Raw genomic sequence first — 21,474 nt, forward strand, 5'->3', positions numbered from 1 at the left:
GCCACGGGAAACGCGAACTCCGCTTCGCTTCGTTTGCTACGCCACGGGAACCGCGAACTCCGCTTCGCTTCGTTTGCGTAGCGGATAGTTACCGGCGGAGCCGGTAACTATCCTTTATTATAAAGTTTCCACCGCTATTATGCAACAAAAATATGGCTATGATATTCCTGCGGAATGTGTTATACTTCAAGCATGCCGGAACTTTTGGATTTTCAGAAAGGATATTTGCATGAATCAGAAAGTGCTGAAAACACTTGAATTTTATAAAATTATTGAGAAACTTACGGAATACGCCCATTCGGAGCCGGGAAAGCAGATGTGCCGCGAACTTGTACCGTCCTGCGACCTGCACGAGATCCGGGAAAACCTCCAGGAAACCTCCGACGCCGCGACCCGCGTCCGCCAGAAGGGCAGCCTCTCCTTCGCCGGTGTCCGCGACATCCGCGATTCCTTAAAACGGCTGGAGGTCGGAAGCTCCCTCAGTATCCATGAGCTGCTTTCCGTAAGCGGCCTTTTGACCTGCGCGGCCAGGGCCAAAAACTACGGCCGCCATCCCGAATCGGAGCTGCCGGATGACTCCTTAGACGGCATGTTCCGGATGTTAGAGCCCCTCACAAACGTCAACGCGGAAATCACCCGCTGCATCCTCTCCGAGGACGAGGTGGCCGACGACGCAAGCCCCGGTCTTCGCCATGTGAGACGCCAGATGAAGCTGACGGCCGACCGCGTCCACAGCCAGTTAAACGCCATTTTAAATTCCAGCCGCACGCTCCTTCAGGACGCCGTCATCACCATGCGCGACGGCCGCTACTGCCTGCCGGTAAAGTCTGAGCACAAAGGGCAGTTCCCCGGCATGGTTCACGACCAGTCCTCCACCGGCTCCACGCTGTTCATCGAGCCCATGGCCGTGGTGAAACTGAACAACGAACTGCGGGAACTGGAAATCCGTGAACAGAAGGAAATCGAGATGGTGTTAGCTGCTTTAAGCATGGAGCTGGTGCCGTATATCGAACCGCTGGCAACGAACCAGGAAGTCCTGACAAAATTAGACTTTATTTTCGCCAAGGCTGCCCTTTCGAGGCATTATAACTGCACCGCCCCGAAGTTCAACAACCGCGGCTATATCAACATCAAGGACGGGCGCCATCCGCTTCTTGACCCGAAAACCGTGGTGCCCATTAACATCTACCTTGGAAAGGATTTTGACCTTCTAATCGTCACCGGCCCCAACACCGGCGGAAAGACCGTGTCCTTAAAGACTGTCGGCCTGTTTACCCTCATGGGGCAGTCCGGCCTCCATATCCCGGCCTTTGACGGGTCGGAGTTAGCCGTTTTTGAAGAGGTTTTTGCCGACATCGGTGACGAACAGAGCATCGAGCAGAGCCTCAGTACCTTTTCCGCCCACATGACGAACATCGTCTCCATCCTGGAAAAGGCTGACAGCCGCTCCCTCTGCCTCTTCGACGAGCTGGGCGCCGGCACGGACCCGACGGAAGGCGCGGCCCTTGCCATCGCCATCCTGTCGTTTTTGCACAACATGAAATGCCGTACCATGGCGACGACCCATTACAGCGAATTAAAGGTCTTTGCCCTGACGACGGAAGGCGTGGAAAACGCCTGCTGTGAGTTCAGCGTGGAGACGCTCCGCCCCACCTACCGGCTTTTGATCGGCATCCCGGGAAAGAGCAACGCCTTTGCCATTTCCAAAAAGCTCGGCCTTCCCGACTACATCATCGACGACGCCAGAACCCATCTGGAGACCAACGATGAGGCCTTCGAGGATCTCTTGGCCAACCTGGAACAGAGCCGCGTCACCATTGAAAACGAGCGGGCGGAAATCGAGCGGTATAAAGCAGAGATCAACGGCTTAAAAAAGCGGCTGGAACAGAAAGAAGAGCGGCTGGATGAGCGGAAGGAAAAGCTCTTAAGAAACGCCAACGAGGAAGCACAGCGCATTCTCCGGGAAGCGAAGGAAACGGCCGACCAGACCATCCGGAACATCAACAAGTTAGCACAGTCCTCCGGTGTCGGAAAAGAACTGGAGGCAGAACGCAGCAAGCTTCGGGAAAAGCTTGATAAAGTCGACAAAAATTTAAGCATCAAAAACGAAAAAGGCCCGAAAAAAATGATTTCCCCGAAAAAGATCAAAATCGGGGACGGCGTGAAAGTGCTCTCCATGAACTTAAAGGGAACGGTCAGCACACTTCCCAACGCCAAGGGCGATCTCTATGTACAGATGGGAATCCTGCGCTCCCTCGTAAATATCAAGGATCTGGAGCTTTTGGACGAGCCGTCTGTTTCCGGCCCGGGCCTGGATTCCGCCAAGAAGAACACGGGAAGCGGAAAAATCAAGATGTCCAAGTCCTTCTCCGTATCGCCGGAAATCAACCTGATCGGCATGACCGTGGACGAGGCCATCCCGGTTCTCGACAAGTACCTGGACGACGCCTACCTGGCGCACCTGCCCAAAGTCCGTGTTGTCCACGGCCGCGGCACCGGCGCCTTAAAGGCCGGCGTCCACAGGCATTTAAAGAAACTCAAATATGTCCAGGAATTCCGCCTCGGCGACTTCGGCGAAGGCGACACTGGTGTAACAATCGTAACCTTCAAATAACAGCCGGCAAAGACAGGAGGTTTATCCATGGCTGACAAACAGAGAATCTTAATTGTAGACGACGATGCGAATATTGCTGAACTGATCTCTCTGTACCTGATGAAAGAATGCTATGACACAAAAATCGTAGGGGACGGAGAGGCGGCTCTCAGGGAATTTCATTCTTTTAAACCCAACCTGATCCTTCTCGACCTGATGCTTCCCGGCATGGACGGCTACCAGGTCTGCCGGGAGCTTCGGACCAGCTCCCAGGTGCCCATCATCATGCTGTCCGCAAAGGGCGAAATCTTCGACAAAGTCCTTGGGCTGGAGCTGGGCGCCGACGACTATATCATAAAGCCCTTCGATTCCAAAGAGCTGGTGGCCCGCGTGAAAGCAGTTCTCCGCCGCTATCAGGCCGGCCCCGCCGCAGCCGCTGCGGCTGCCGCCGAAAAGCAGCAGGGCGAATATGTGGAATATCCTGATCTCGTTGTGAACCTGACGAATTATTCCGTCCTCTATAAGGGACATTCGGTGGAGATGCCGCCGAAGGAGCTGGAACTCCTCTACTTCCTGGCGTCCTCTCCCAACCAGGTGTTTACAAGGGAACAGCTTTTGGATCACATCTGGGGCTATGAATATGTGGGCGACACGAGAACCGTGGACGTCCACATCAAGCGGCTGCGCGAAAAAATCAAAGATCACGAGAACTGGGCCCTCACAACTGTGTGGGGCATCGGCTATAAGTTTGAGGTAAAACGATGACCCATTCCCTTTACACCAAATTTATCCTGGGCTATCTCCTGTTCGGCCTCCTTGGCTTCATCCTCATCGCCACCTTTTCCTCACAGCTCACCTACCGGTACCTTGTGGGCGAAAAGGCCGACGCCCTGTACGATGAAGCCAACCTCCTGGCCGATGCATACAGCGATATCTATCAGGGAAAAAATATCGACCTCTCCACGGCCAACCCTCAGCTTGAGGCGGTGGCCACGTTTCTGCGCGCCCAGGTTTTCGTTCTCGACCGCACAGGCGCCGTCGTGGCGGAAACCTCGCCGGCCTCCCATGTGGGAAGCTCCATCGAAGGCTTTGACCCCACGGCCGCCGGCAACCACTCCTATGTGATCGGAGACTTTTTCGGTACCTTTGACGAAAACATGCTGTCGGTCATCGCGCCCATTACCGGCAATTTCAACACCTACGGCTACGTGGCAATCCACATGCCCATCCGCCTGGCCGAACAGGGAAAAAACCAGTTTTTAAACATCGTCTACGTGACGGCTGCATTCATTTTTCTGCTCTCGCTGATTATTCTTCTCGTCTTCACCAAAACCGTCTACTTTCCTCTGAAAAAAATCACGGCCGGCGCCAACGAGTACGCCGCCGGGAACCTGACCCATGCCATCAAAGTGGACACCACCGACGAGATGGGCTACCTTGCCAACACGTTAAATTACATGTCCAGCGAGCTTAACAAAATGGAGGAATACCAGAAATCCTTCATCGCCAACGTCTCCCATGACTTCCGCTCGCCCTTAACCTCCATAAAAGGGTACCTGGAAGCCATCTTAGACGGCACGATCCCGCCGGAACTCCACGAAAAATACTTCAACATCGTCATTTCCGAGACGGAGCGGCTCAACAAGCTGACCCAGGGCATGCTGACCTTAAACTCCCTGGACAGCAAGGGCTTTCTAAACAGGAGCAACTTCGACATCAACCGGGTTATCAAGGACACGGCCGCTGCCTTCGAGGGCATCTGCAACGCCAAAGACATCGTTCTCGATCTGACCTTCACCGACGACAGCCAGATGGTTTACGCCGATCTCGGGAAAATCCAGCAGGTGCTCTACAACCTGATCGACAACGCCATCAAATTCAGCCATGAGGACTCGGTCATCTACATCCAGACTCTCTCCCGCTATGAAAAGGTCTTCGTCTCCGTCAAGGACACCGGCGTCGGCATCCCGAAAGCCAATATCAAAAAAATCTGGGATCGTTTCTATAAATCCGACACCTCCCGCGGAAAGGACAAAAAGGGGACGGGCCTCGGCCTCGCCATCGTAAAGGAAATCATCCAGGCCCACGGCGAAAACATCGACGTTGTCAGCACCGTAGGTGTCGGTTCGGAATTCATCTTCACGCTGCCGAAGGCCGTAAGCCAGCCGGATTAAAGGGCGATAGTCTTCGTGGCAATCCGCTCTGCAAACGCCCGGTCATGCTCGACAAACAGAAGCGCCGGACGGTATTTTAAGATCAGGTCTTCGATCTGCATCCTGGAAAACACGTCAATGTAGTTTAAGGGCTCATCCCAGATATAGAGATGGGCCTTTGTAATCAGGCTTGCCGCCAAAAGCACCTTCTTTTTCTGCCCCTCGCTGTAATCCTCCATCGGCTTTTCAAGCTGTGTCCTGGAAAAATCCAGTTTTCTCAAAAGCGTCATAAGAAGCCCTGCATCCAGCCCCCGCTCCCTGGCGTAATCGGAAAGACTGCCGGAGAGGAAGTCTGCACTCTGGGGCACATGGGAAATCACCAGACCGCTTCCCATGTGAATCGTCCCTGTGTGGGAAATTTCCTCTTCCCCAAGGATGAGCCGGATCACACTGCTCTTTCCGCTGCCGTTTTTCCCTGAAAGGGCTGCCCGGTCGCCGCGGCAAAGCTCAAAGCTCAGGTTTTCAAACACGGTCTTCCCGCCGTAGGCTGCCGAGACACGGTCAAAGGCCAGAAGCCGCTCCGCGCGGTACTCCATCGGATAGAGCTTCAGTTCCTCTGCCTCCTCGATGTTTTTAAGGAGTCCGGATTTTTCCTCAATGGCACGCTCCTGACGCCGTTCCAGGTTCTTTCGCCTCATCTGCATCCGCCTCGACTTCTCCCCGATGTAATCCCGGTTTGCCACATCCTTTATGGTGGCCTCTTTCACCTCGCGTCGGTGGCCGATTTTCCCGGCCTCCACCGTATCGGCCCAGGCCTTCGTCTGTCCCGCCGCGGCCTTAAGCCTTGAAATATCCTTTTTCAGCCTCTCATTTTCTGCCGTTTCATGCATATCCTGCCGTCTTTTATTTTCCCACCAGGAAGAAAAATTCCCCTTCTGGATGTCGATTCCCGTCCTGTTTATGGCAAGCGTATGATCGGTACAAAGATCGAGAAGATGCCGGTCATGGGAGACTAAAAGAAAGCCGGACTTCTTTTTCAAATACTGCCCAAGAAGCTCCCTGGCCTCGGCATCCAGGTGGTTCGTGGGCTCGTCGATTAAGAGAAAGCTGTTTTCCCTCAGGAACAAAAGGGCCAGCAAAAGCTTCGTCTGTTCCCCCTGGCTTAAGGTCTCAAAGGGCCGGTACAAAATTTCCGGCTCCATGTCCATGAGGGAAAGCTCCTTAAAAAGCCGCCAGATTTCCCCCGGCTCCGTACAGCCCGGAAGAATCTTTTCCGCGTTTTCAATCCCCATGGCCGAGGGATCCGCCGCTTCATAGGGAAAATATTCAAATTCCACCGGCGCCGTGATGCTCCCGGTGTATTCGTACTGCCGTTCCTTCCGGTTCAAATCCATGAGAAGCCGCAGGAACGTGGTTTTCCCGCGCCCATTCCGCCCGGTAAAGCCGAGCCGCCAGTCCGTATCCAGCCGGAACGACACATGCTCAAAAATATTGTCATAGCTGCCTTCATAGGCAAATGTAAGATCTGCAACATTGATAAAAGACATGCTCATACCTCCTTTGACAGGGTATCTTTTTCATACTAAAAGGCCGCAGGAATGCGTTCTCCTGCGGCCTCTCGATACGCCCGTCATGCATGCGGCGCGGTACGGCACCGGCACGCGGCGGTATCTTATTCTGGCATGGGCAAAGATGACACAATTTCCTGCTGGCCGGCACGTCAAAAGAACCGGGGATTCCCCCGCCGCTTCCATCAACATGCCTGGTTTTTGTTAGCAAGAAATTGTAATAATCATTCCATACCTCCGTATTTTTCTTGGTCTGTCCGGGATTTATCATAGCAGAGGGGGGAGAGGTTGTCAAGATCTGAAAACAGGCATCTCTTGCACCCCGCCTCCAAATATTGTATGATAGAACAATCAGACAACGGAGGTGTACCAATGAACGGCAAGGATTACCTGTTTGAACTTCATTCCTATGACATAAATGCACTGATTCCCCAGGCCGGAAGGGCGCTTGAAAAACGGACGGAGCTCGTTTCCAGAAAGCGCCTTCCCGGCTTATGGAGGGTTACGGACGCCTGCCGCGCCGCATCGGGAGGAAAGACGCAGAGCACGCTCCGCACCAGGGTCACGAGCATTGCCCTGCTGGCGCTTGGCGCTTTTCTCGTGGTTTCAGGACTCTCTTCTTCCGGCGAACCGTCCATTTCCATGATCATCGGCGCCGTCTCTGCCGTATCTGGCATCGGCGGCCTTTACCGAACCAGCAGACTGGCGTCAAAACGCTTTGAAAAATCCGCAGGCCTGCTTTTAAAGGGCAAAGATTCCATGCCGGCCGATTCGCCGATCACCGTGACCTTTTCCGAGGCCGGAATGACAATCTCTTCCGGCGGTACCGACGGTGACTGCGTACCTTATGACCGTTTCGAGTGCGCTGTGGAGACTGCCGACCTGCTTCTTCTCGTTTACAGCGGAAGCGCCGCCCTGCTCCAGAAATCTGACCTGATGTCGGGAGATATCAAAGAATTCTGCGCCTTTCTGGCAGAAAATATCTGGCCGTATGAAGTGATCGAATCATAAGAAAGGAGACCTGACCATGAATCCCATTTTCCTTCGCACCAGCATCCGCTCCTACGAAGCCCGGCCCGTGGAGCCGGAAAAAATCCGTCTGCTGTTACAGGCCGCCATGGCGGCTCCCTCCGCCTGCAACCAGCAGCCCTGGGAGTTTTTCATTGCAGACGACAAAGAAACTTTGGCAAAGCTTTCCGAGTGCAGCCCATATGCCGGCTGTGTAAAGCATGCGCCTCTCGCCATCATTCCCTGCGCCAGGCGCGAGCTTCCGGCGCCTGCCTATGCCGACATCGATATGAGCGCCGCCGTGGAAAATCTGCTTCTTGAGGCCTCTGCCTTAGGGCTTGGCGCCGTATGGCTCGGGATCGCGCCGGAAGCCGGCCGCATGGAGCGCGTCGGAACGATTTTAAAGCTTCCGGACTCCCTGCGGGCCTTTGCGGTCATCGCCTGCGGCTATCCGGCCGAGGAAAAGACGCCCGCCGACCGCTTCGACGAGAGCCGTATCCATTATTTTAAACCATAAAAATCTGCGGCCGCAAACAGGGGAACAGCCGCATTTCTGCCGTTCCCCTGTATCGCTCCAACGCTTCTATATTACACTTTCCGCAATATCATAAATTAACTGCTCTGACTCGTCCCATCCAAGACACGGATCCGTGATCGACTTCCCATAAATGTGCTCGCCAATCTTCTGGCTTCCCGGCTCCAGATAGCTCTCCACCATGACGCCCTTGACAAAATTCCGGATATCCGCGGAGTGGCGGCGGCTGTGAAGCACTTCTTTCACAATCCGCACCTGTTCCTCATACCGCTTGTTGGAGTTGGAGTGGTTGGCATCCACGATGCAAGCCGGATTCTTCAGATCCCGCTCGGAATACAGCCGGAATAGCAGCTCCAGATCCTCATAGTGGTAATTCGGGATGCACTGGTCATGCTTGTTGACGGCGCCCCGCAGGATACAGTGGGTCAGCGGGTTTCCTGTCGTCTGTACTTCCCAGGTACGGAAAATGAAATCATGGCCATGCTGCGCCGCATAAACCGCATTCAGCATGACGTTCAACGCGCCGCTGGTCGGGTTTTTCATGCCGACCGGCACATCGACGCCGCTGGAGGCCAGACGGTGCTGCTGATTCTCCACCGAACGGGCGCCGATGGCAATGTAAGACAGCACATCGGACAGATAGCTGAGGTTCTCCGGGTACAGCATTTCATCAGCCGTTGTAAAGCCTGTCTCCTGAATCACCTTCATATGAAGGCGCCGGATTGCCACAAGTCCCTCGTACATGTTGGGCTTCTTCTCCGGATCCGGCTGATGCAGCATGCCCTTGTAGCCGCCGCCCGTCGTCCTCGGCTTATTGGTGTAGACGCGCGGAATTAAAATCAGGCGGTCCTTTACCTTCTCCTGTACTTTTGCGAGACGCGTCACATACTCACAGACAGCGTCCTCCCTGTCTGCCGAACACGGCCCGATGATGACGAGAAACTTATCGCTTTCGCCGGTAAATACCTTTGCAATCTCTTTATCTTTCTCAGCCTTCAGTCTGACTGCCTCCGGCGCCAGCGGAAATTCTGCCTTGATTTCCTCCGGGCTCGGCAGAAGGCTCTTGAACTCAAATGCCATGGTGTTCCTCCAAAATCGTAAATTATCATTAAGGTTTCGTAAATTGCTTTTCGCACTGCTGTCCATTATAATATAGAAACATCGAGACTTCAATAGTTTAAGACAAGGAGAATGACATCATGATGAAAAGAAATCTTATTGCACTCGGATTAACAGCGGCCCTGATCACCTCCTCGGTATCCGGCTGTTCCGCTGAAAATAAAGAAACCACGGTCGCTGAAAGCCAAACCACGCAGGAAGCCACGGTGCCGGAAACAGAAAGCATGGAGGAAAGCAGCTCCCAGGAATCGGAGCCTGCCTCTGAAACAGAAAGCGCCGTCTCCTCGGAAACCATTGACACGATTTTAGGCGAAATCAAGGAAGCCTACGGCGAAACCTATATGCCGAACATGGAGCTGGATCCTCAGATGCTTAAAGACATCACCGGCATCACGCCTGACCAGTATCTAGGCTATGCGGCCGAAATGCCCTTAATCAGCACCTTTGTGGAAACCTTCATCGGCATCGAGGCCGCAGACGGCGCGGCCGACGACGTGGAGACGGCTTTAAACGCTTACCGCGACGGGCTTTTGGAAAATTCCCTCCAGTATCCGATGAACCTGCCGAAAATCCAGGCTTCCCAGGTCGTCCGCCACGACAACTTTGTGTTCTTTGTCATGCTCGGTGCCCCTGACGACGCATCCCTTGAGGAAGGCGACGAGGCAGCCCTGGAATCCGCAGTGGAAAACAACCAGATCGCCATCGACATCATCAACGCCAACTTTGAATAGCCATGGTTTTCAGCAGCCTGTTATTTTTATTCCGGTTCCTCCCGCTCTTTCTGGCCGCCTATTTTTTGGCGCCGAAACGGTACCGCAACGCGGTTCTGTTTTTCGCAAGCCTGATTTTTTACGGGTGGGGCGAACCGGTCTATATCTCGCTTCTTTTATTTTCCACCCTCGTGGACTTTTTCCACGGGCGGCTTGTCGGACGTTTTAAAGAGGAAGGCAGAAACCGCGCCGCGAAATGCGCCGTGGTTTCTTCTGCTGTCATAAATCTGGGGCTTTTGACCCTGTTTAAGTACACGGACTTTTTTATCCGTACCTTGGGCGGCCTCATGGGAAGTGAACTTCCCCTTCTTGGCCTTGCCCTGCCCATCGGGATTTCCTTTTACACGTTTCAGACCATGTCCTACACCATCGACGTGTACCGCGGCCAGGCGCCGGTTCAGAAGGATTTGATCGCCTTCGGCGCCTATGTGTCCATGTTCCCGCAGCTCATCGCCGGGCCTATCGTCCGCTACCAGACCATTGCGGCGGAGCTGACCTGCCGGACGGAAACCATAGATCGTTTTGCCCTCGGCGTGCGCCGCTTTCTCATCGGGCTTTCCAAAAAAGTCCTTCTCGCCAACCAGGCCGGCGCCCTCTGGACGGAAATCTGCGGCATTTTGCCAGACGAGCGGAGCGTGGGAATGGCATGGATGGGGATTTTGGCCTTTGCCTTCCAGATTTATTTTGATTTTTCCGGCTATTCCGACATGGCCGTCGGCATGGGACACATGCTCGGCTTTTCCTTTCCGGAAAATTTTAACTACCCTTATATTTCCAAAAGCATCACGGAATTCTGGCGCCGCTGGCATATTTCCCTCGGCACCTGGTTTAAGGAGTATGTTTACATTCCTCTCGGCGGAAGCCGGAGAGGCCGCGCCGCTTCTGTGCGGAATATCCTGATTGTCTGGCTCCTGACGGGAATCTGGCACGGCGCCAGCTTAAATTTCCTCTTCTGGGGCATGTACTTTGGCTTCTTACTTTTAATCGAGAAATTTCTGCCCGACAGCTTCACCAAACGGCTTCCCAGGACATTCCGTCAGGCCGTCACCTTCCTTCTGGTGCTGTTCGGATGGGTTTTATTCGTCTTTGAAGACATGGGCGAGGGCGCGGCCTATCTGGCTCAAATGACCGGGCAGGCAGGGCTTTCCCTCTCCAATTCCCGGACAGTATTTCTTTTTAAGGGAAACGCTGTCCTTCTGGCCGCCTGCCTGATCGGCTCGACGCCGCTTCCGGCAGCCGCGGCCTCCAGGCTGTTTCGGAAGCTTGCTGGAGACACGTCTTCTCCGGAATGCGCGAAAACCGCCGGCCAACAGACGGTTTCCGCCTGCGCCGGCGGTGTCTCCGGCGCGCTGCGGCTGCTTCCTGCCGTCCTGGAACTTCTCTTTCTGGCCGTCCTGTTCCTGTTAGCGACGGCTTACCTGGTAGACGCCACCTATAACCCGTTTCTGTACTTCCGGTTCTGACAGGAGATGAGCGCTATGAAAAATGATAATATTTCTTCCATTCTGATTACTGCGGCGTTCTGCGCCATGATCGGGGTCTTTTTCCTTCTCTCCCTGCTTCTGCCAAAAACCGTCTTTTCCGATACGGAAAACCGTTACCTGGCGCAGAAGCCGGACTTCCGCCTGGATACCCTGACGGACGGGCGCTTCGGAAGGCAGTATGAGGAGTATTTAAGTGACCAGTTCCCCTTCCGGGACGGCTGGATCCGCATGAAGACTGCGGCGGAGCTTGCTCAGTTTAAGAGGGAAATCGGCGGCGTCTTCGTGGGAAAAGACGGTTTTCTCATGAACGCCCTCTATCCCGAGGACATCAACCGGACGCTCTTAGAGAAAAATCTTGACGCTCTGTCTGCATTCGCTAAAGCGGCCAGCGGATCTCTCGGAGAAGAGCATGTGCGGATTCTTCTCGCACCCTCTGCCAGCCAGATCTTTACCGACCGCCTTCCGTCCTCCGCAGCGCCCTTTGGCGAGAGCACCATCACTGACGATTTGTTATCCCGCCTTCCGGACGTGACTCTTCTGGTTCCTGTCAAAGACGCCTTCATACAGGCCTATTCCGAAAAAAGCGGGAAAGAGCTCTACTATAAAACCGATCATCATTGGACGTCCTATGGTGCTTACACGGCTTATCAGGCATGGGCCGCTTCCATGGGGCTTTTACCGTACCGTCCGGAGGATTTTGAGGTTCAGACCGTGGACACGGATTTTTTCGGAACTATCCACTCCCGGCTTAACCTGGCCGCCTCGCCGGACTCCATTGAGCTTTATCTCCCAAAGAATGCGCAGGAATATGAGGTCTTTTACGACGGCAGCACAGAGCCGTCCCACAGCCTTTACTCCCCGGAAGCCTTAAAAACCAAGGACAAATACCGCGTCTTCCTTGACGGCAACCACGGCCTGACAAAAATCGTGAACCGCACGGCGCCCGAGGGCAGGCGGCTCCTTATCATCAAGGATTCCTATGCCCATTCCTTTGCGCCCTTTGCCTCCCTGCATTTCGAGGAGGTTTACATGGTCGACCTGCGCTATTACAATGGAAAAATCAGCGATTTCATGGAAGAGCAGGCCATCACGGATGCACTCGTCCTCTACCAGATTCCCGGATTCCTGGCGGAAGAGACGGCGGTGAGGATTGCGCGGTAGGAAAACGTCCAAATATCATTTCATTCTCTCTGTATTTGACAGTGCTGCGTCACGGCGTTAAAATAAAAGAAATTTGATCGGATCATTCCTTTTTACAGGGAACTGGAGGTGTCTCTATTGGTTACTGAAAACATTAGAAACAAGGATGAATTGGAATTTGCCGTTTTCTGTATTGAGAATGTGGCAATCAAACTCGGTAAGAACGCCGAACAGGTCTACAAGGCGCTCACCGAACAAAGTGATATTTTAAACGGCTACATCATTCCAGAATATGAAACACTTCATACACAGAGTAAAGACTATATTGTTGAAGACATTCTTGACCTAATGACGGAGAGAGGGGTTGAATTATGATCGTTTATCACGGCTCCTATCAGGAAATTCCAAAGCCTGATCTTCTGCATTCCCGCGCAAATGTGGATTTCGGACGCGGCTTCTATACGACTCCACTTTATGAACAGGCAAAAAAGTGGTGTCAAAAGTTCAAACGCCGCGGTAAAGATGCCATTATTTCCCGGTATGAGTTTGATGAGAGGGCATACCAGGAGCTGAAAATTCTCAATCTCGCTTCCTACTCGGAAGAATGGCTTGATTTTATTCTGAATTGCAGGAGAAACAACGATACCACCGATTATGATATTGTAATTGGCGGCGTCGCTAACGATAAAGTTTTTAATACGGTTGAGCTTTACTTCGATAATCTAATTGATAAATCAGAAGCCATCCATCGTCTGCGTTATGAAAAACCAAATTTACAAATCTGTTTTCGAACGCCAATCGCTTTGGAACGCTATCTTCGTTACGAGGGGAGTGAACAGCTATGACTGCCAATCCGATCCTTTTGCAGAAAAAATATACTCGAATTATCGAATTGTTTGCAGAAAAACAACATTTGTCCCTATCCGCAGCACTTGACTTCTTCTACCGGTCTGAAGTATATGTTTTGATCCGTGAAGGGGTAGCCGATATGCATTGTATGAGCGATGCATATCTTGCCGAGGAACTGATTCTTGAATACAGGGAAAAATTCAGCTAGGTGTAAACAAGCTTCATAAAAAGGCGCCCCGGCAGCTAAAACACTGCCATGGCGCCTTTTCTTACAAACATTCTTCTATTTCCTACCTCTCCCCTGCGCGATACCGATCCAGCAGGCGGTTGATCCTCTTGGTCGGGTTTAAAAGCTCACTTAAGGAAGAATCATGATTCAGGTTGTCGATAATCAGGGCGATGTACTTGCTCATGTCCACGTCGATGTAGTACGGACGGGAGAGAAGCTCCGGCGTCTGGTACACCAGGTTGGTGGTCAGGACGCGGTCGATCAGGCCGTTTTCATAATACTCATCGAACTTATCCAGCCCGTTCGTAAACAGGCCGAAGGTCGCACATGCGAAGACCTTTCTCGCCTTTCTTCTCTTTAACTCCTTCGCCACATCCAGAAGGCTCTCGCCGGAGGAAATCATGTCGTCCACGATGATGACATCCTTCCCCTCAACGCTCGTTCCCAAAAATTCATGGGCCACAATCGGGTTGCGGCCATTGACGATTTTCGTGTAGTCACGGCGCTTATAGAACATGCCCAGGTCAAGCCCCAGGACGTTGGCAAAGAACACGGCACGGTTCATGCCGCCTTCATCGGGGCTGATTACCATCATGTGCTCGCTGTCAATCTGAAGTTCCTTCTCATGCTTTAAAAGATGTTTGATAAACTGATAAATCGGCTGTACGGTCTCAAAGCCTTTTAACGGAATCGCGTTCTGCACACGCGGGTCATGGGCATCAAAGGTGATGATGTTTTCAACTCCCATGTCCACCAGCTCGCGGAGCGCCCATGCACAGTCCAGGGACTCACGGCCGGTTCTCTTATGCTGGCGGCTCTCATATAAGAACGGCATGATGACGTTAATTCTCTTCGCCTTGCCGCCCGCAGCCGCAATCACTCTCTTTAAATCCTGGAAATGGTCGTCGGGGGACATGTGGTTCTGCATCCCGCAGAGGGAATAGGTCAGGCTGTAATTGCACACATCCACCATCAGATAAAGGTCATCGCCGCGGACAGACTCCAAAAGCTCTCCCTTTGCCTCGCCGGAACCAAACCGCGGGGTTTTCACTCCGATGATGTAAGAATCTCTCTGGTAGCCGGCAAAAGCGATGGTTGCTTTATGCTCGCTTTCCCGCTCCTTCCTCCATTCCGCCAGATAGGCGTCCACTTTCTTTCCCAGCGATTCACAGCTCTTTAATGGGATCAGCCCCAAAGGCCCCACCGGGATCGTCTCGATCTGTTTTTCTTCGTACAGCATCCTTGTTTCCTCCATCTTGTGTCACACATTCGCTACATACAGGACAGCGCCGCCGCCCTGCCATTCCCCCCGAGGCGCCTTCGCCCCTTGCGGCAGGAATATTTATATCACCAACGCCGGAATATGTCAACCTAAACGATATCCGCGGCGCAAGGCTCTCACATCATCCCCCAGAAGAGGCAGGATCTTATACTGGTTTAAAATTCTCGACGCCACACGCTCCGTAAATTCATCCTGGAGGCGGCCCGGCGTCAGATTTGTGGAAATAATCGTCCCCTTTTTCCGGTTCAGCCTTTCATTGATACAGTAAAATAACTGGGACGACGTGAACGTATTGATCAGCTCTGTCCCCAAATCGTCAATAATAAGCAGGTCACATTCCAGGATGTATGCGGCCCGGTCAGAGCTTTCCTGCTCCTCCCGCCTGGAAAACCGGCTTTCCGAAAGAATATCGAAAAGATCCGTGGCAGTCAGGTAGACAACGGAAAAACACCGCAGAATCAGCTCCCTGGCAATGCAGTTGCTTAAAAAAGTCTTCCCGCAGCCCGTATCCCCGGTAAACAGGATGCTGCCTTTTTCTTCGGAAAACCGCTCCACATACTCCCTGCACTCCCGGATCACCTCGGACATGTAATCGTAGACTGTCATGCCCGTCTTTTCGTCAATCCGCTCCCTGTCATAGTATTCCATGGTCAGAGTATCAAAATTCTCACGCTCCAAAACCTCCCGGATATTGGACTGGTCGTAGAGAATGTCAATTTCCATTTTGCGGAAACAATGGCACTTTTTCCCGTCAGCGTAGCCGGTATCCCGGCAGTCCGGGCAGCGGTAGTGCATGTCCAGGTAGTCGTCCGGGTAGCCGTTTCGCCTCAGATAGAGAAGCTTCTGCTCTTTTAACCTCGCAGCCTCATTTTTAAGCCGCTCTGCGCCGGCCCGGTCGCCCTTTATCAGGCAGCGCCCGGCCTCCGCCATATCCGCAGCAATCTCATCGGTCAGGGCCTCGATCTGCGGGATTTTCCCGTAAACCTCCGAAAGCCTGGCGTCCTGTTCCCGCTTGTTTAAGAACTGGCGCTGGTTATAAATTCTCATGACTGCATTGTACTGCGAATTACTCAGTGCCATCGCCCGGCTCTCCTTTCTTATGCCGCTTTCTTATATCGGCCCAGATTGCTTCATCGTAATTATAATTGCGCCCCTCAAAATTGTGGAACCGGTTGCCGGACGCCGGACGCGCCGTCTGTGTCCTCGCGCCGGATGCCTTCCCGGCGGCCTTTTCCCTGTCCGCTGTCCTGGAAAGCTGACGCTTTTTGTCAAGCTCTTCCACGTCGCCCATGGTTCTGACGCCATTCTCCTTCCAGCCGGTGAGTATCTTGTCCGCGTACTGGAAGCTCGGCGTCTGGGTCGCCTTGATGGTGCGGTTGCAGGCCTCAAGCACAAGCGGCCGGTCGAAGCCGTAGGTGTAAAACCATTTTTTCATGATATCCTTTTCCATTGTGCCCGGGTTCCTGCTGCTTAAGCCGAACGCCTTCATGACTGAGGAGATGTCCCTGGAAAACCGCGTGGTGTAGTCCTCGGCCGCCTGCCTGGTGCGGATGCCGGTCTGGTACCAGTTTAAGGCCACTTTCTCAATATAGCGGATGCTGGTATGGCCGTTCTGGGCACAGTATTCCGCCAGATATTCCAGAAGTTCGGCAGGAAGCTTTAATATATCATAAAAATATGCAAACTTCTCACATTCCACCGGTGTAAACATTTTCCCGAGATACTGCTGCGCCACGTATAAAAGCGTGGAAAACTCTTCATCCCCGGAAAGCCGCTCCAGCCGCTTGGCCTGGTCTGCCGGCACAGCCGGGATCTGGGGCATATCGGAAAGCGGTGCGCCAAAGTCCGCCGCCGCGCTCTCCGCCGCTGCCGCATCTGCCTTATCCGCGCTGCCGGCCCACCGGACATCTTCCGATGCCCTGTCCTTTGCCGGAAGCCCGTTTTCGGCTTCCGCGTTTCTCTTTCCGCCGCCGTCATCCGCCGCCAAAACACCGGCCCGCTGCCAGTAAGCCAGGGCCCGCCTCACATCGGCTTCCGTGTGGTTCAAGGCATCTGCAATCCGGGAGATCTCAAGTTCTTCCGCACCATGGCGCAGAAGATACAGATACACCTTCACATACTCCCCGTTTGCCGCCGCCATATATTCATCTATAAATTCATCCGGCACCGCCGTCACATGTACGGCAAGGCCGTTTTTAAGCCCTAAGCCCATCTCTGTTTCACCCTCTGTATTTCCTTCCGCTTCCATCATAACACAGGTTCCGCGAAAAGGAAATAGCCGGAATAATCCACAATTTCGATTGTGGACATGGTGGATAATGTGGATAACTATGTGACATAACAGCGGGAAAAAACGCAAATTATGTCGAAACCCTTATTTTTCCAGCGTTTTGGCATACATGCCGGTTTCTGTTATGTAAATCAAAAAATCCACATAGCTTTCCGCGACAGATTGTTGAAAACTATGTGGATAATGTGGATAACTTATTGTCCAAGCAGTCTTTCGCCCACTTTTACTATGTCTCCGGCACCCATAGTTATCAACAAATCGCCGTTGACACAATTTTTTAAAAGAAATGTTTCGATATCGTCAAAAGTCGGGAAGCAATGGGCATCCGTTCCCATGGCGCGCAGCTTTTCCGCCAGATTTTCGGAGCTGATTCCCAGAGTGTCCGTCTCCCTGGCCGCATAAATCTCCGCCAGAACCACATGGTCGGCCGCAGAGAGCGCCTGCACAAATTCATCCATGAGCGCCTTCGTCCTCGTGTAAGTGTGGGGCTGGAACACGCACCACAGCTCCCGGTGGGGGTAATGCCCGGCCGCAGAAAGCGTGGCTGAGATTTCCTGCGGATGGTGGGCATAGTCGTCGATAACCGTCACGCCGCCGATCTCGCCCTTTTTCTCGAACCGCCTGTGGGGGCCGGAAAATTTAAGAAGGCCGCGCTTTATGGCTTCCATGGAAACGCCAAGCTCCCTTGCGGCGGCGATGGCCGCCAGGGAATTGTACACATTATGCATGCCGGGGACGCCAAGCGCCACTTCACCCTGGGGAACGCCGTTTTCTAAAAGACGGTAGGAGACGCAGGCATGTTCGTCGAAGGTGATTTCGTCTGCGCTGTACCGGCTCTTTTCCGGATCCTGGCCCACGGTAATCACCTTGCAGGACAGGCCTTCGCAGAGCTTTTCATAGTCTTTGATGTCGCTGTTTATGATTAGCGTTCCGTCTTCCGGGAGCAGGCCGGCAAAACGGCAAAACGAGTGCCGGATGTCGTCGATGTCCTTAAAGAAATCGAGATGGTCGGCCTCCACGTTTAAAATAATCCCCATGGTCGGGTAAAACGAAAGAAAGCTGTTTGTGTACTCGCAGGCCTCCGTCACGAAAAGCTCCTGGCCGCCCACGCGGATGTTGCCGCCGATGGAGTCTAAAATCCCGCCCACGGAAATCGTCGGATCCATTCCGGCATCCAGGAGGATTTCCGTCAGCATGGACGTGGTCGTCGTCTTTCCGTGGGTTCCGGAAACTGCGATGGCCGTCCTGTAATTTTTCATGATCTGGCCGAGAAGCTCTGCCCGCGTTAAAATCGGGAGCCCCTGACGCTCTGCCTCGGCAAACTCCGGGTTGTCGGCATGGACGGCGGCCGTGTAGACAACAGCGTCGATACCGCTTCCAATGTTTTCCGCCCGCTGTCCGATGAAAATTTCTGCCCCGTGCTCCTTTAACATTTCCGTAAGCTCCGACGCCTTCGCGTCCGAACCGCTGACAGAAAATCCCCGCTCCAGCAGGACTTCCGCAAGCCCGCTCATACTGATGCCGCCGATACCGATAAAATGAACGCGGCACGGCTTATTAAAATCTATATGATACATACTGTTCTCCTCTCATAGGGGCAGAAAACCTTCGTTTCCCGCCTGCAAGCAGTCAAAATGCCTTTGGATTTCCTGTTAATGATAACACAAAAAAAGCAGAAAATCCATAGATTCTCTGCTTTTGGGGCGTTCCCTATCTTGTCAGGTATTCCAATGCCACTGTGGCCATGGCGCGCGTGCAAAGCTTGATGTACCGCTCATCCACATGGAAACATGGGCTGTGCTTCGGCGCGTCTCCGCCCACACCGACCCAGATTAAACAGGACGGCGCTTTCTCCGAATAAAATCCGAAGTCCTCGGCCCCGAGAAGCGGGTTCTCGCCTGTCACGAGCCAGTCCTCCGGACGGCCGCCGCCAAGCTCCTCGTAAATGCCATCGGAATATTTCCGGAAGGTATCGGCCACGAAATCCGAAAAATTCTCGTCATTATAGACAGCCGAATAGCCGGCATGGAACTCCAGGTCGCAGCTTCCGCCCAGGGCTTCTGCGGTTCCCACGGAAATTTTCTCGATCTTTTCAATCATGGCCTCCCTGGACTCCTTGGAAAGGTTCCGCATCATAAGTTTAAGCGTCACCTCGTCCGCGATGATATTGGGGGCTGTCCCGCCGTGAATGACGCCGATGTTTAAGGTTGCCCGCGCCATCGGGGACAAGTTCCGGGAAACAAGCCCATGGAGCGCTGTCACGATAGATGCCGCAATGTACACGGCATCCACGCCTTCCTCCGGTGTCGAGGAATGGGCCGCTTTTCCATGTACGGTGATGGTATAGCCATCGGAATACGCCGTCAGATAACGCTTTCCCACCATGAGTTTTCCGGCTGCGCCGTTTTCCACATGAAGCGCAAAGCAGGCGTCCGGCAGCTCGTCCATGAGCCCGGCCTTTATCATTTCGCGGCCGCCTCCGCCGTTTTCTTCCGCCGGCTGGAAGACGAGGCGCACCTTACCGCTCCATTCGTCCTTCGTGCGGTTTAAAATCTCCGCCACAGCCAGCAGATTGGACGTGTGGATGTCATGGCCGCAGGCATGCATGACGTTTGGAACTTTCGATTCAAAAGAAAGGCCTGTGTTCTCCTGAATCGGCAGAGCGTCCATGTCCGCACGGAGAAGCAGGAATTTCCCGGGCTTTCCGCTGTCAATGGTTGCAATGATCCCGGGCTTTACGGGGCTTTCCTCATAGGGAACGCCGATGCGCTCCAGCTCTCGCTTCACGAGGGCACTCGTTTTGAACTCGTGGAAAGAGAGCTCCGGGTTTTCGTGGATCTCGTGCCGGAGCGACAAGGTGTGCTGCTCCAGCTCGTCCGACAGAAGCCGGACCTTTTGTGAAATGTTCATAGTCATTACCTCCTAGTGGAATCCGATTGCCGTACCGGCAAAAATTGAAATCACCATGATAACGAACAAAATTGCATAACAAGGCGTGAGGAATTTGTACCAACTCTTTAAGTCTACCTTTGCCATGGCAAGGCAGGCCATCAGGTTTACGCTCGTCGGCGCAAACAGGTTTGTAAATCCGTCGCCATACTGAAGTGTCAGTACTGCCATCTGACGTGTTACACCGATAACATCGGACAGTGGAGCCATGATCGGCATCATGACCGCCGTTTGACCGGAACCGGAGTTGATGAAAAAGTTAATGAGCGCATTGGCAATAAACATGCCGACTGCCGCAAAGGAGCTGCTTAAATGGCCCAGCGGTATGGAAATATAGTAAACAATCGTGTCAAGAATCCCGGAATTATTCAGAATGACACTCATCACACACGCTAATACCATGAATACCATCACGCCGCACATGTCCTGCGTTCCACGGACGAACCGTTTCATGGTTTCGTCGATATCATAATGGGCCAGGATTCCCTCGATGAATGCTACTGGCAGCATGATGGAGCCAAGCTCGGTCATTCCGAGTCCCAGAGTCGGGCCGCCTGCCGCGAAAAAGATGAAGGCACCAAAGAAAATTACAAGGATGGCAATCTCACGGGCCGTCATAGGACGGTAGTTTTCTGCGCCTGGAACAGCGGCTTCCTCTGCTGCATCGCTGCCGTCTCCGAAGTTCTTCTCATAAACATCAGGATTTTTCTGGCAGCGCTTTACCCAGAAGATCAGGTATGCGGAGACAACGGCAAGATTTACAATGGTTACAATCGTGCGGAGACCTGCTCCTGAATATGGCGCGAGGCCTGCGATTTCCTGACCAAGGACGCCTGTTAACGGGTTAATCGGTGACGTCATGAAACCAGTAAAAGAACCCAGAATGACAAGCCCGACGGCAAAAATACGGTCGGCTTTTAACTGCCTTGCAATGGTGATTCCTAAAGGCACAAACAAAACAACCGTCGAAATCATAGAACCGACACAGCCCAAGAGCGCCGTTGCAAAAATGTAAATCGGAATAATAACGAGAGCTTTATCCCGCAGTCGATGAATCATATTCCCAAGGGCACGATCAAGAACACCCGTGGAATTTACAATTCCCATCATGCCTCCCATGATGATGAGAGTTACAAATAACTTGCCAAAAGTGGTGTAGGTCAAATCTCCGACAGCCAGGATGACTTCGGCCGGGTTTAAGTATATTTTGTCTGTCTGCTGGTAAGTACCGGGAATCGCCATAGTTCCATCACGTTCATAGGAACCGGAGGGGATCAAAAACGACATGATGTAGACGGCAGCGATGACAATAAGAATAATTTTCCACATGCTCATCGGTGCTTTTTTCTTTTTTGCTGTTTCTTCCTTCATTTCTTTTCTCCTTTAGACTGCTTGCCTCCGGCAAAGGAACGCCCATTCCCGACTGCCGGGGCGTATTCTGTATTTCATGGCCGTCCGGTCAGAACTGCCATGAAATCTTCCTATATAACTATACATGCAATCTT

19 protein-coding genes are annotated in these 21,474 nt (G+C 53.0%); 11 read left to right on the forward strand and 8 right to left on the reverse strand.

All coding sequences use genetic code 11. From position 1 onward, the window contains the following. Window positions 1-229: 229 nt before the first annotated feature. The 3 genes from KE531_07300 to KE531_07310 are packed head-to-tail and all read left to right on the forward strand — an operon-like array spanning window position 230 to window position 4,767. Window positions 230-2,614, forward strand: a complete 2,385-nt coding sequence (locus KE531_07300; GenBank protein ID MBR9953431.1) for an endonuclease MutS2 — start codon at window positions 230-232, stop codon at window positions 2,612-2,614. Window positions 2,615-2,641: 27 nt separating this feature from the next. After that, a complete protein-coding gene (locus KE531_07305; protein ID MBR9953432.1) occupies window positions 2,642-3,358 on the forward strand; it encodes a response regulator transcription factor in 717 nt (238 codons plus the stop codon). Further along, window positions 3,355-4,767: a HAMP domain-containing histidine kinase gene (locus KE531_07310; GenBank protein MBR9953433.1), complete on the forward strand. Its 1,413-nt coding sequence runs from the start codon at window positions 3,355-3,357 to the stop codon at window positions 4,765-4,767. Before KE531_07305 ends, KE531_07310 begins: the two co-directional genes overlap by 4 nt. On the opposite strand, the gene KE531_07315 is transcribed toward KE531_07310, so the two are convergent. Next, entirely contained in the window at window positions 4,764-6,293 is a 1,530-nt protein-coding gene (locus KE531_07315; GenBank protein MBR9953434.1) for an ABC-F family ATP-binding cassette domain-containing protein, read from the reverse strand. The two genes, KE531_07310 and KE531_07315, sit on opposite strands and share 4 nt — an antisense overlap. Before the next feature lie 393 nt (window positions 6,294-6,686). Between KE531_07315 and KE531_07320 the strand changes: the two genes are divergently transcribed. Next, a complete protein-coding gene (locus tag KE531_07320; protein MBR9953435.1) occupies window positions 6,687-7,325 on the forward strand; it encodes a YcxB family protein in 639 nt (212 codons plus the stop codon). Window positions 7,326-7,341: 16 nt separating this feature from the next. Continuing rightward, the gene (locus KE531_07325; GenBank protein ID MBR9953436.1) at window positions 7,342-7,839 is read left to right on the forward strand and encodes a nitroreductase family protein; all 498 of its coding nucleotides are present in this window, start codon (window positions 7,342-7,344) and stop codon (window positions 7,837-7,839) included. Window positions 7,840-7,905: 66 nt separating this feature from the next. Here the strand turns inward: KE531_07325 and KE531_07330 are convergent, their stop codons facing one another. Beyond that, window positions 7,906-8,937, reverse strand: coding sequence for a 3-deoxy-7-phosphoheptulonate synthase (locus KE531_07330; protein MBR9953437.1), 1,032 nt, complete (start codon window positions 8,935-8,937; stop codon window positions 7,906-7,908). A gap of 119 nt (window positions 8,938-9,056) precedes the next feature. Here KE531_07330 and KE531_07335 point away from each other — a divergent pair, with 119 nt between their 5' ends. The 6 genes from KE531_07335 to KE531_07360 all read left to right on the forward strand — a co-directional run bounded on the left by KE531_07335 (window position 9,057) and on the right by KE531_07360 (window position 13,427). After that, complete coding sequence (locus KE531_07335; protein MBR9953438.1) at window positions 9,057-9,707, forward strand: DUF4358 domain-containing protein; 651 nt, start codon at window positions 9,057-9,059, stop codon at window positions 9,705-9,707. 2 nt (window positions 9,708-9,709) lie between these two features. Continuing rightward, complete coding sequence (locus KE531_07340) at window positions 9,710-11,209, forward strand: MBOAT family protein (GenBank protein ID MBR9953439.1); 1,500 nt, start codon at window positions 9,710-9,712, stop codon at window positions 11,207-11,209. 15 nt (window positions 11,210-11,224) lie between these two features. Continuing rightward, window positions 11,225-12,391, forward strand: coding sequence for a hypothetical protein (locus KE531_07345; GenBank protein ID MBR9953440.1), 1,167 nt, complete (start codon window positions 11,225-11,227; stop codon window positions 12,389-12,391). A 117-nt stretch (window positions 12,392-12,508) separates the two neighbouring features. Beyond that, window positions 12,509-12,745, forward strand: a complete 237-nt coding sequence (locus KE531_07350) for a DUF3791 domain-containing protein (protein MBR9953441.1) — start codon at window positions 12,509-12,511, stop codon at window positions 12,743-12,745. Beyond that, window positions 12,742-13,215, forward strand: a complete 474-nt coding sequence (locus KE531_07355; GenBank protein ID MBR9953442.1) for a DUF3990 domain-containing protein — start codon at window positions 12,742-12,744, stop codon at window positions 13,213-13,215. Before KE531_07350 ends, KE531_07355 begins: the two co-directional genes overlap by 4 nt. Further along, entirely contained in the window at window positions 13,212-13,427 is a 216-nt protein-coding gene (locus KE531_07360; protein MBR9953443.1) for a DUF3791 domain-containing protein, read from the forward strand. Before KE531_07355 ends, KE531_07360 begins: the two co-directional genes overlap by 4 nt. 82 nt (window positions 13,428-13,509) lie before the next feature. On the opposite strand, the gene KE531_07365 is transcribed toward KE531_07360, so the two are convergent. The 6 genes from KE531_07365 to KE531_07390 form a co-directional block, all read right to left on the reverse strand. After that, on the reverse strand, window positions 13,510-14,688 hold the full coding sequence (locus tag KE531_07365; GenBank protein ID MBR9953444.1) for a ribose-phosphate pyrophosphokinase: 1,179 nt from the start codon (window positions 14,686-14,688) through the stop codon (window positions 13,510-13,512). 126 nt (window positions 14,689-14,814) lie between these two features. Continuing rightward, window positions 14,815-15,810, reverse strand: coding sequence for an ATP-binding protein (locus KE531_07370; protein ID MBR9953445.1), 996 nt, complete (start codon window positions 15,808-15,810; stop codon window positions 14,815-14,817). Further along, window positions 15,797-16,942 carry a DnaD domain protein gene (locus KE531_07375; protein ID MBR9953446.1) on the reverse strand — a complete coding sequence of 382 codons (1,146 nt, stop codon included), beginning with the start codon at window positions 16,940-16,942 and terminating at the stop codon, window positions 15,797-15,799. Before KE531_07375 ends, KE531_07370 begins: the two co-directional genes overlap by 14 nt. Before the next feature lie 272 nt (window positions 16,943-17,214). Next, window positions 17,215-18,597, reverse strand: coding sequence for a UDP-N-acetylmuramate--L-alanine ligase (locus KE531_07380; GenBank protein ID MBR9953447.1), 1,383 nt, complete (start codon window positions 18,595-18,597; stop codon window positions 17,215-17,217). A 133-nt stretch (window positions 18,598-18,730) separates the two neighbouring features. Beyond that, window positions 18,731-19,930 (reverse strand): amidohydrolase, encoded by a 1,200-nt coding sequence (locus KE531_07385; protein MBR9953448.1) that lies wholly within the window; start codon window positions 19,928-19,930, stop codon window positions 18,731-18,733. A gap of 12 nt (window positions 19,931-19,942) precedes the next feature. Further along, entirely contained in the window at window positions 19,943-21,340 is a 1,398-nt protein-coding gene (locus tag KE531_07390; protein MBR9953449.1) for a YfcC family protein, read from the reverse strand. Window positions 21,341-21,474: the final 134 nt, after the last annotated feature.

It is taken from the genome of Eubacteriaceae bacterium Marseille-Q4139 (assembly GCA_018223415.1).
Lineage (GTDB): Bacteria > Bacillota > Clostridia > Lachnospirales > Lachnospiraceae > CABSIM01.

What these genes read in the sequence shown, in the direction of transcription:
- KE531_07300 (MBR9953431.1), top strand. Translation starts at nt 230, where the DNA reads ATGAATCAGAAAGTGCTGAAAACACTTGAATTTTATAAAATTATTGAG.
- KE531_07305 (MBR9953432.1), top strand. Translation starts at nt 2,642, where the DNA reads ATGGCTGACAAACAGAGAATCTTAATTGTAGACGACGATGCGAATATT.
- KE531_07310 (MBR9953433.1), top strand. Translation starts at nt 3,355, where the DNA reads ATGACCCATTCCCTTTACACCAAATTTATCCTGGGCTATCTCCTGTTC.
- KE531_07315 (MBR9953434.1), bottom strand. Translation starts at nt 6,293, where the DNA reads ATGTCTTTTATCAATGTTGCAGATCTTACATTTGCCTATGAAGGCAGC.
- KE531_07320 (MBR9953435.1), top strand. Translation starts at nt 6,687, where the DNA reads ATGAACGGCAAGGATTACCTGTTTGAACTTCATTCCTATGACATAAAT.
- KE531_07325 (MBR9953436.1), top strand. Translation starts at nt 7,342, where the DNA reads ATGAATCCCATTTTCCTTCGCACCAGCATCCGCTCCTACGAAGCCCGG.
- KE531_07330 (MBR9953437.1), bottom strand. Translation starts at nt 8,937, where the DNA reads ATGGCATTTGAGTTCAAGAGCCTTCTGCCGAGCCCGGAGGAAATCAAG.
- KE531_07335 (MBR9953438.1), top strand. Translation starts at nt 9,057, where the DNA reads ATGATGAAAAGAAATCTTATTGCACTCGGATTAACAGCGGCCCTGATC.
- KE531_07340 (MBR9953439.1), top strand. Translation starts at nt 9,710, where the DNA reads ATGGTTTTCAGCAGCCTGTTATTTTTATTCCGGTTCCTCCCGCTCTTT.
- KE531_07345 (MBR9953440.1), top strand. Translation starts at nt 11,225, where the DNA reads ATGAAAAATGATAATATTTCTTCCATTCTGATTACTGCGGCGTTCTGC.
- KE531_07355 (MBR9953442.1), top strand. Translation starts at nt 12,742, where the DNA reads ATGATCGTTTATCACGGCTCCTATCAGGAAATTCCAAAGCCTGATCTT.
- KE531_07360 (MBR9953443.1), top strand. Translation starts at nt 13,212, where the DNA reads ATGACTGCCAATCCGATCCTTTTGCAGAAAAAATATACTCGAATTATC.
- KE531_07365 (MBR9953444.1), bottom strand. Translation starts at nt 14,688, where the DNA reads ATGCTGTACGAAGAAAAACAGATCGAGACGATCCCGGTGGGGCCTTTG.
- KE531_07370 (MBR9953445.1), bottom strand. Translation starts at nt 15,810, where the DNA reads ATGGCACTGAGTAATTCGCAGTACAATGCAGTCATGAGAATTTATAAC.
- KE531_07375 (MBR9953446.1), bottom strand. Translation starts at nt 16,942, where the DNA reads ATGGGCTTAGGGCTTAAAAACGGCCTTGCCGTACATGTGACGGCGGTG.
- KE531_07380 (MBR9953447.1), bottom strand. Translation starts at nt 18,597, where the DNA reads ATGTATCATATAGATTTTAATAAGCCGTGCCGCGTTCATTTTATCGGT.
- KE531_07385 (MBR9953448.1), bottom strand. Translation starts at nt 19,930, where the DNA reads ATGAACATTTCACAAAAGGTCCGGCTTCTGTCGGACGAGCTGGAGCAG.
- KE531_07390 (MBR9953449.1), bottom strand. Translation starts at nt 21,340, where the DNA reads ATGAAGGAAGAAACAGCAAAAAAGAAAAAAGCACCGATGAGCATGTGG.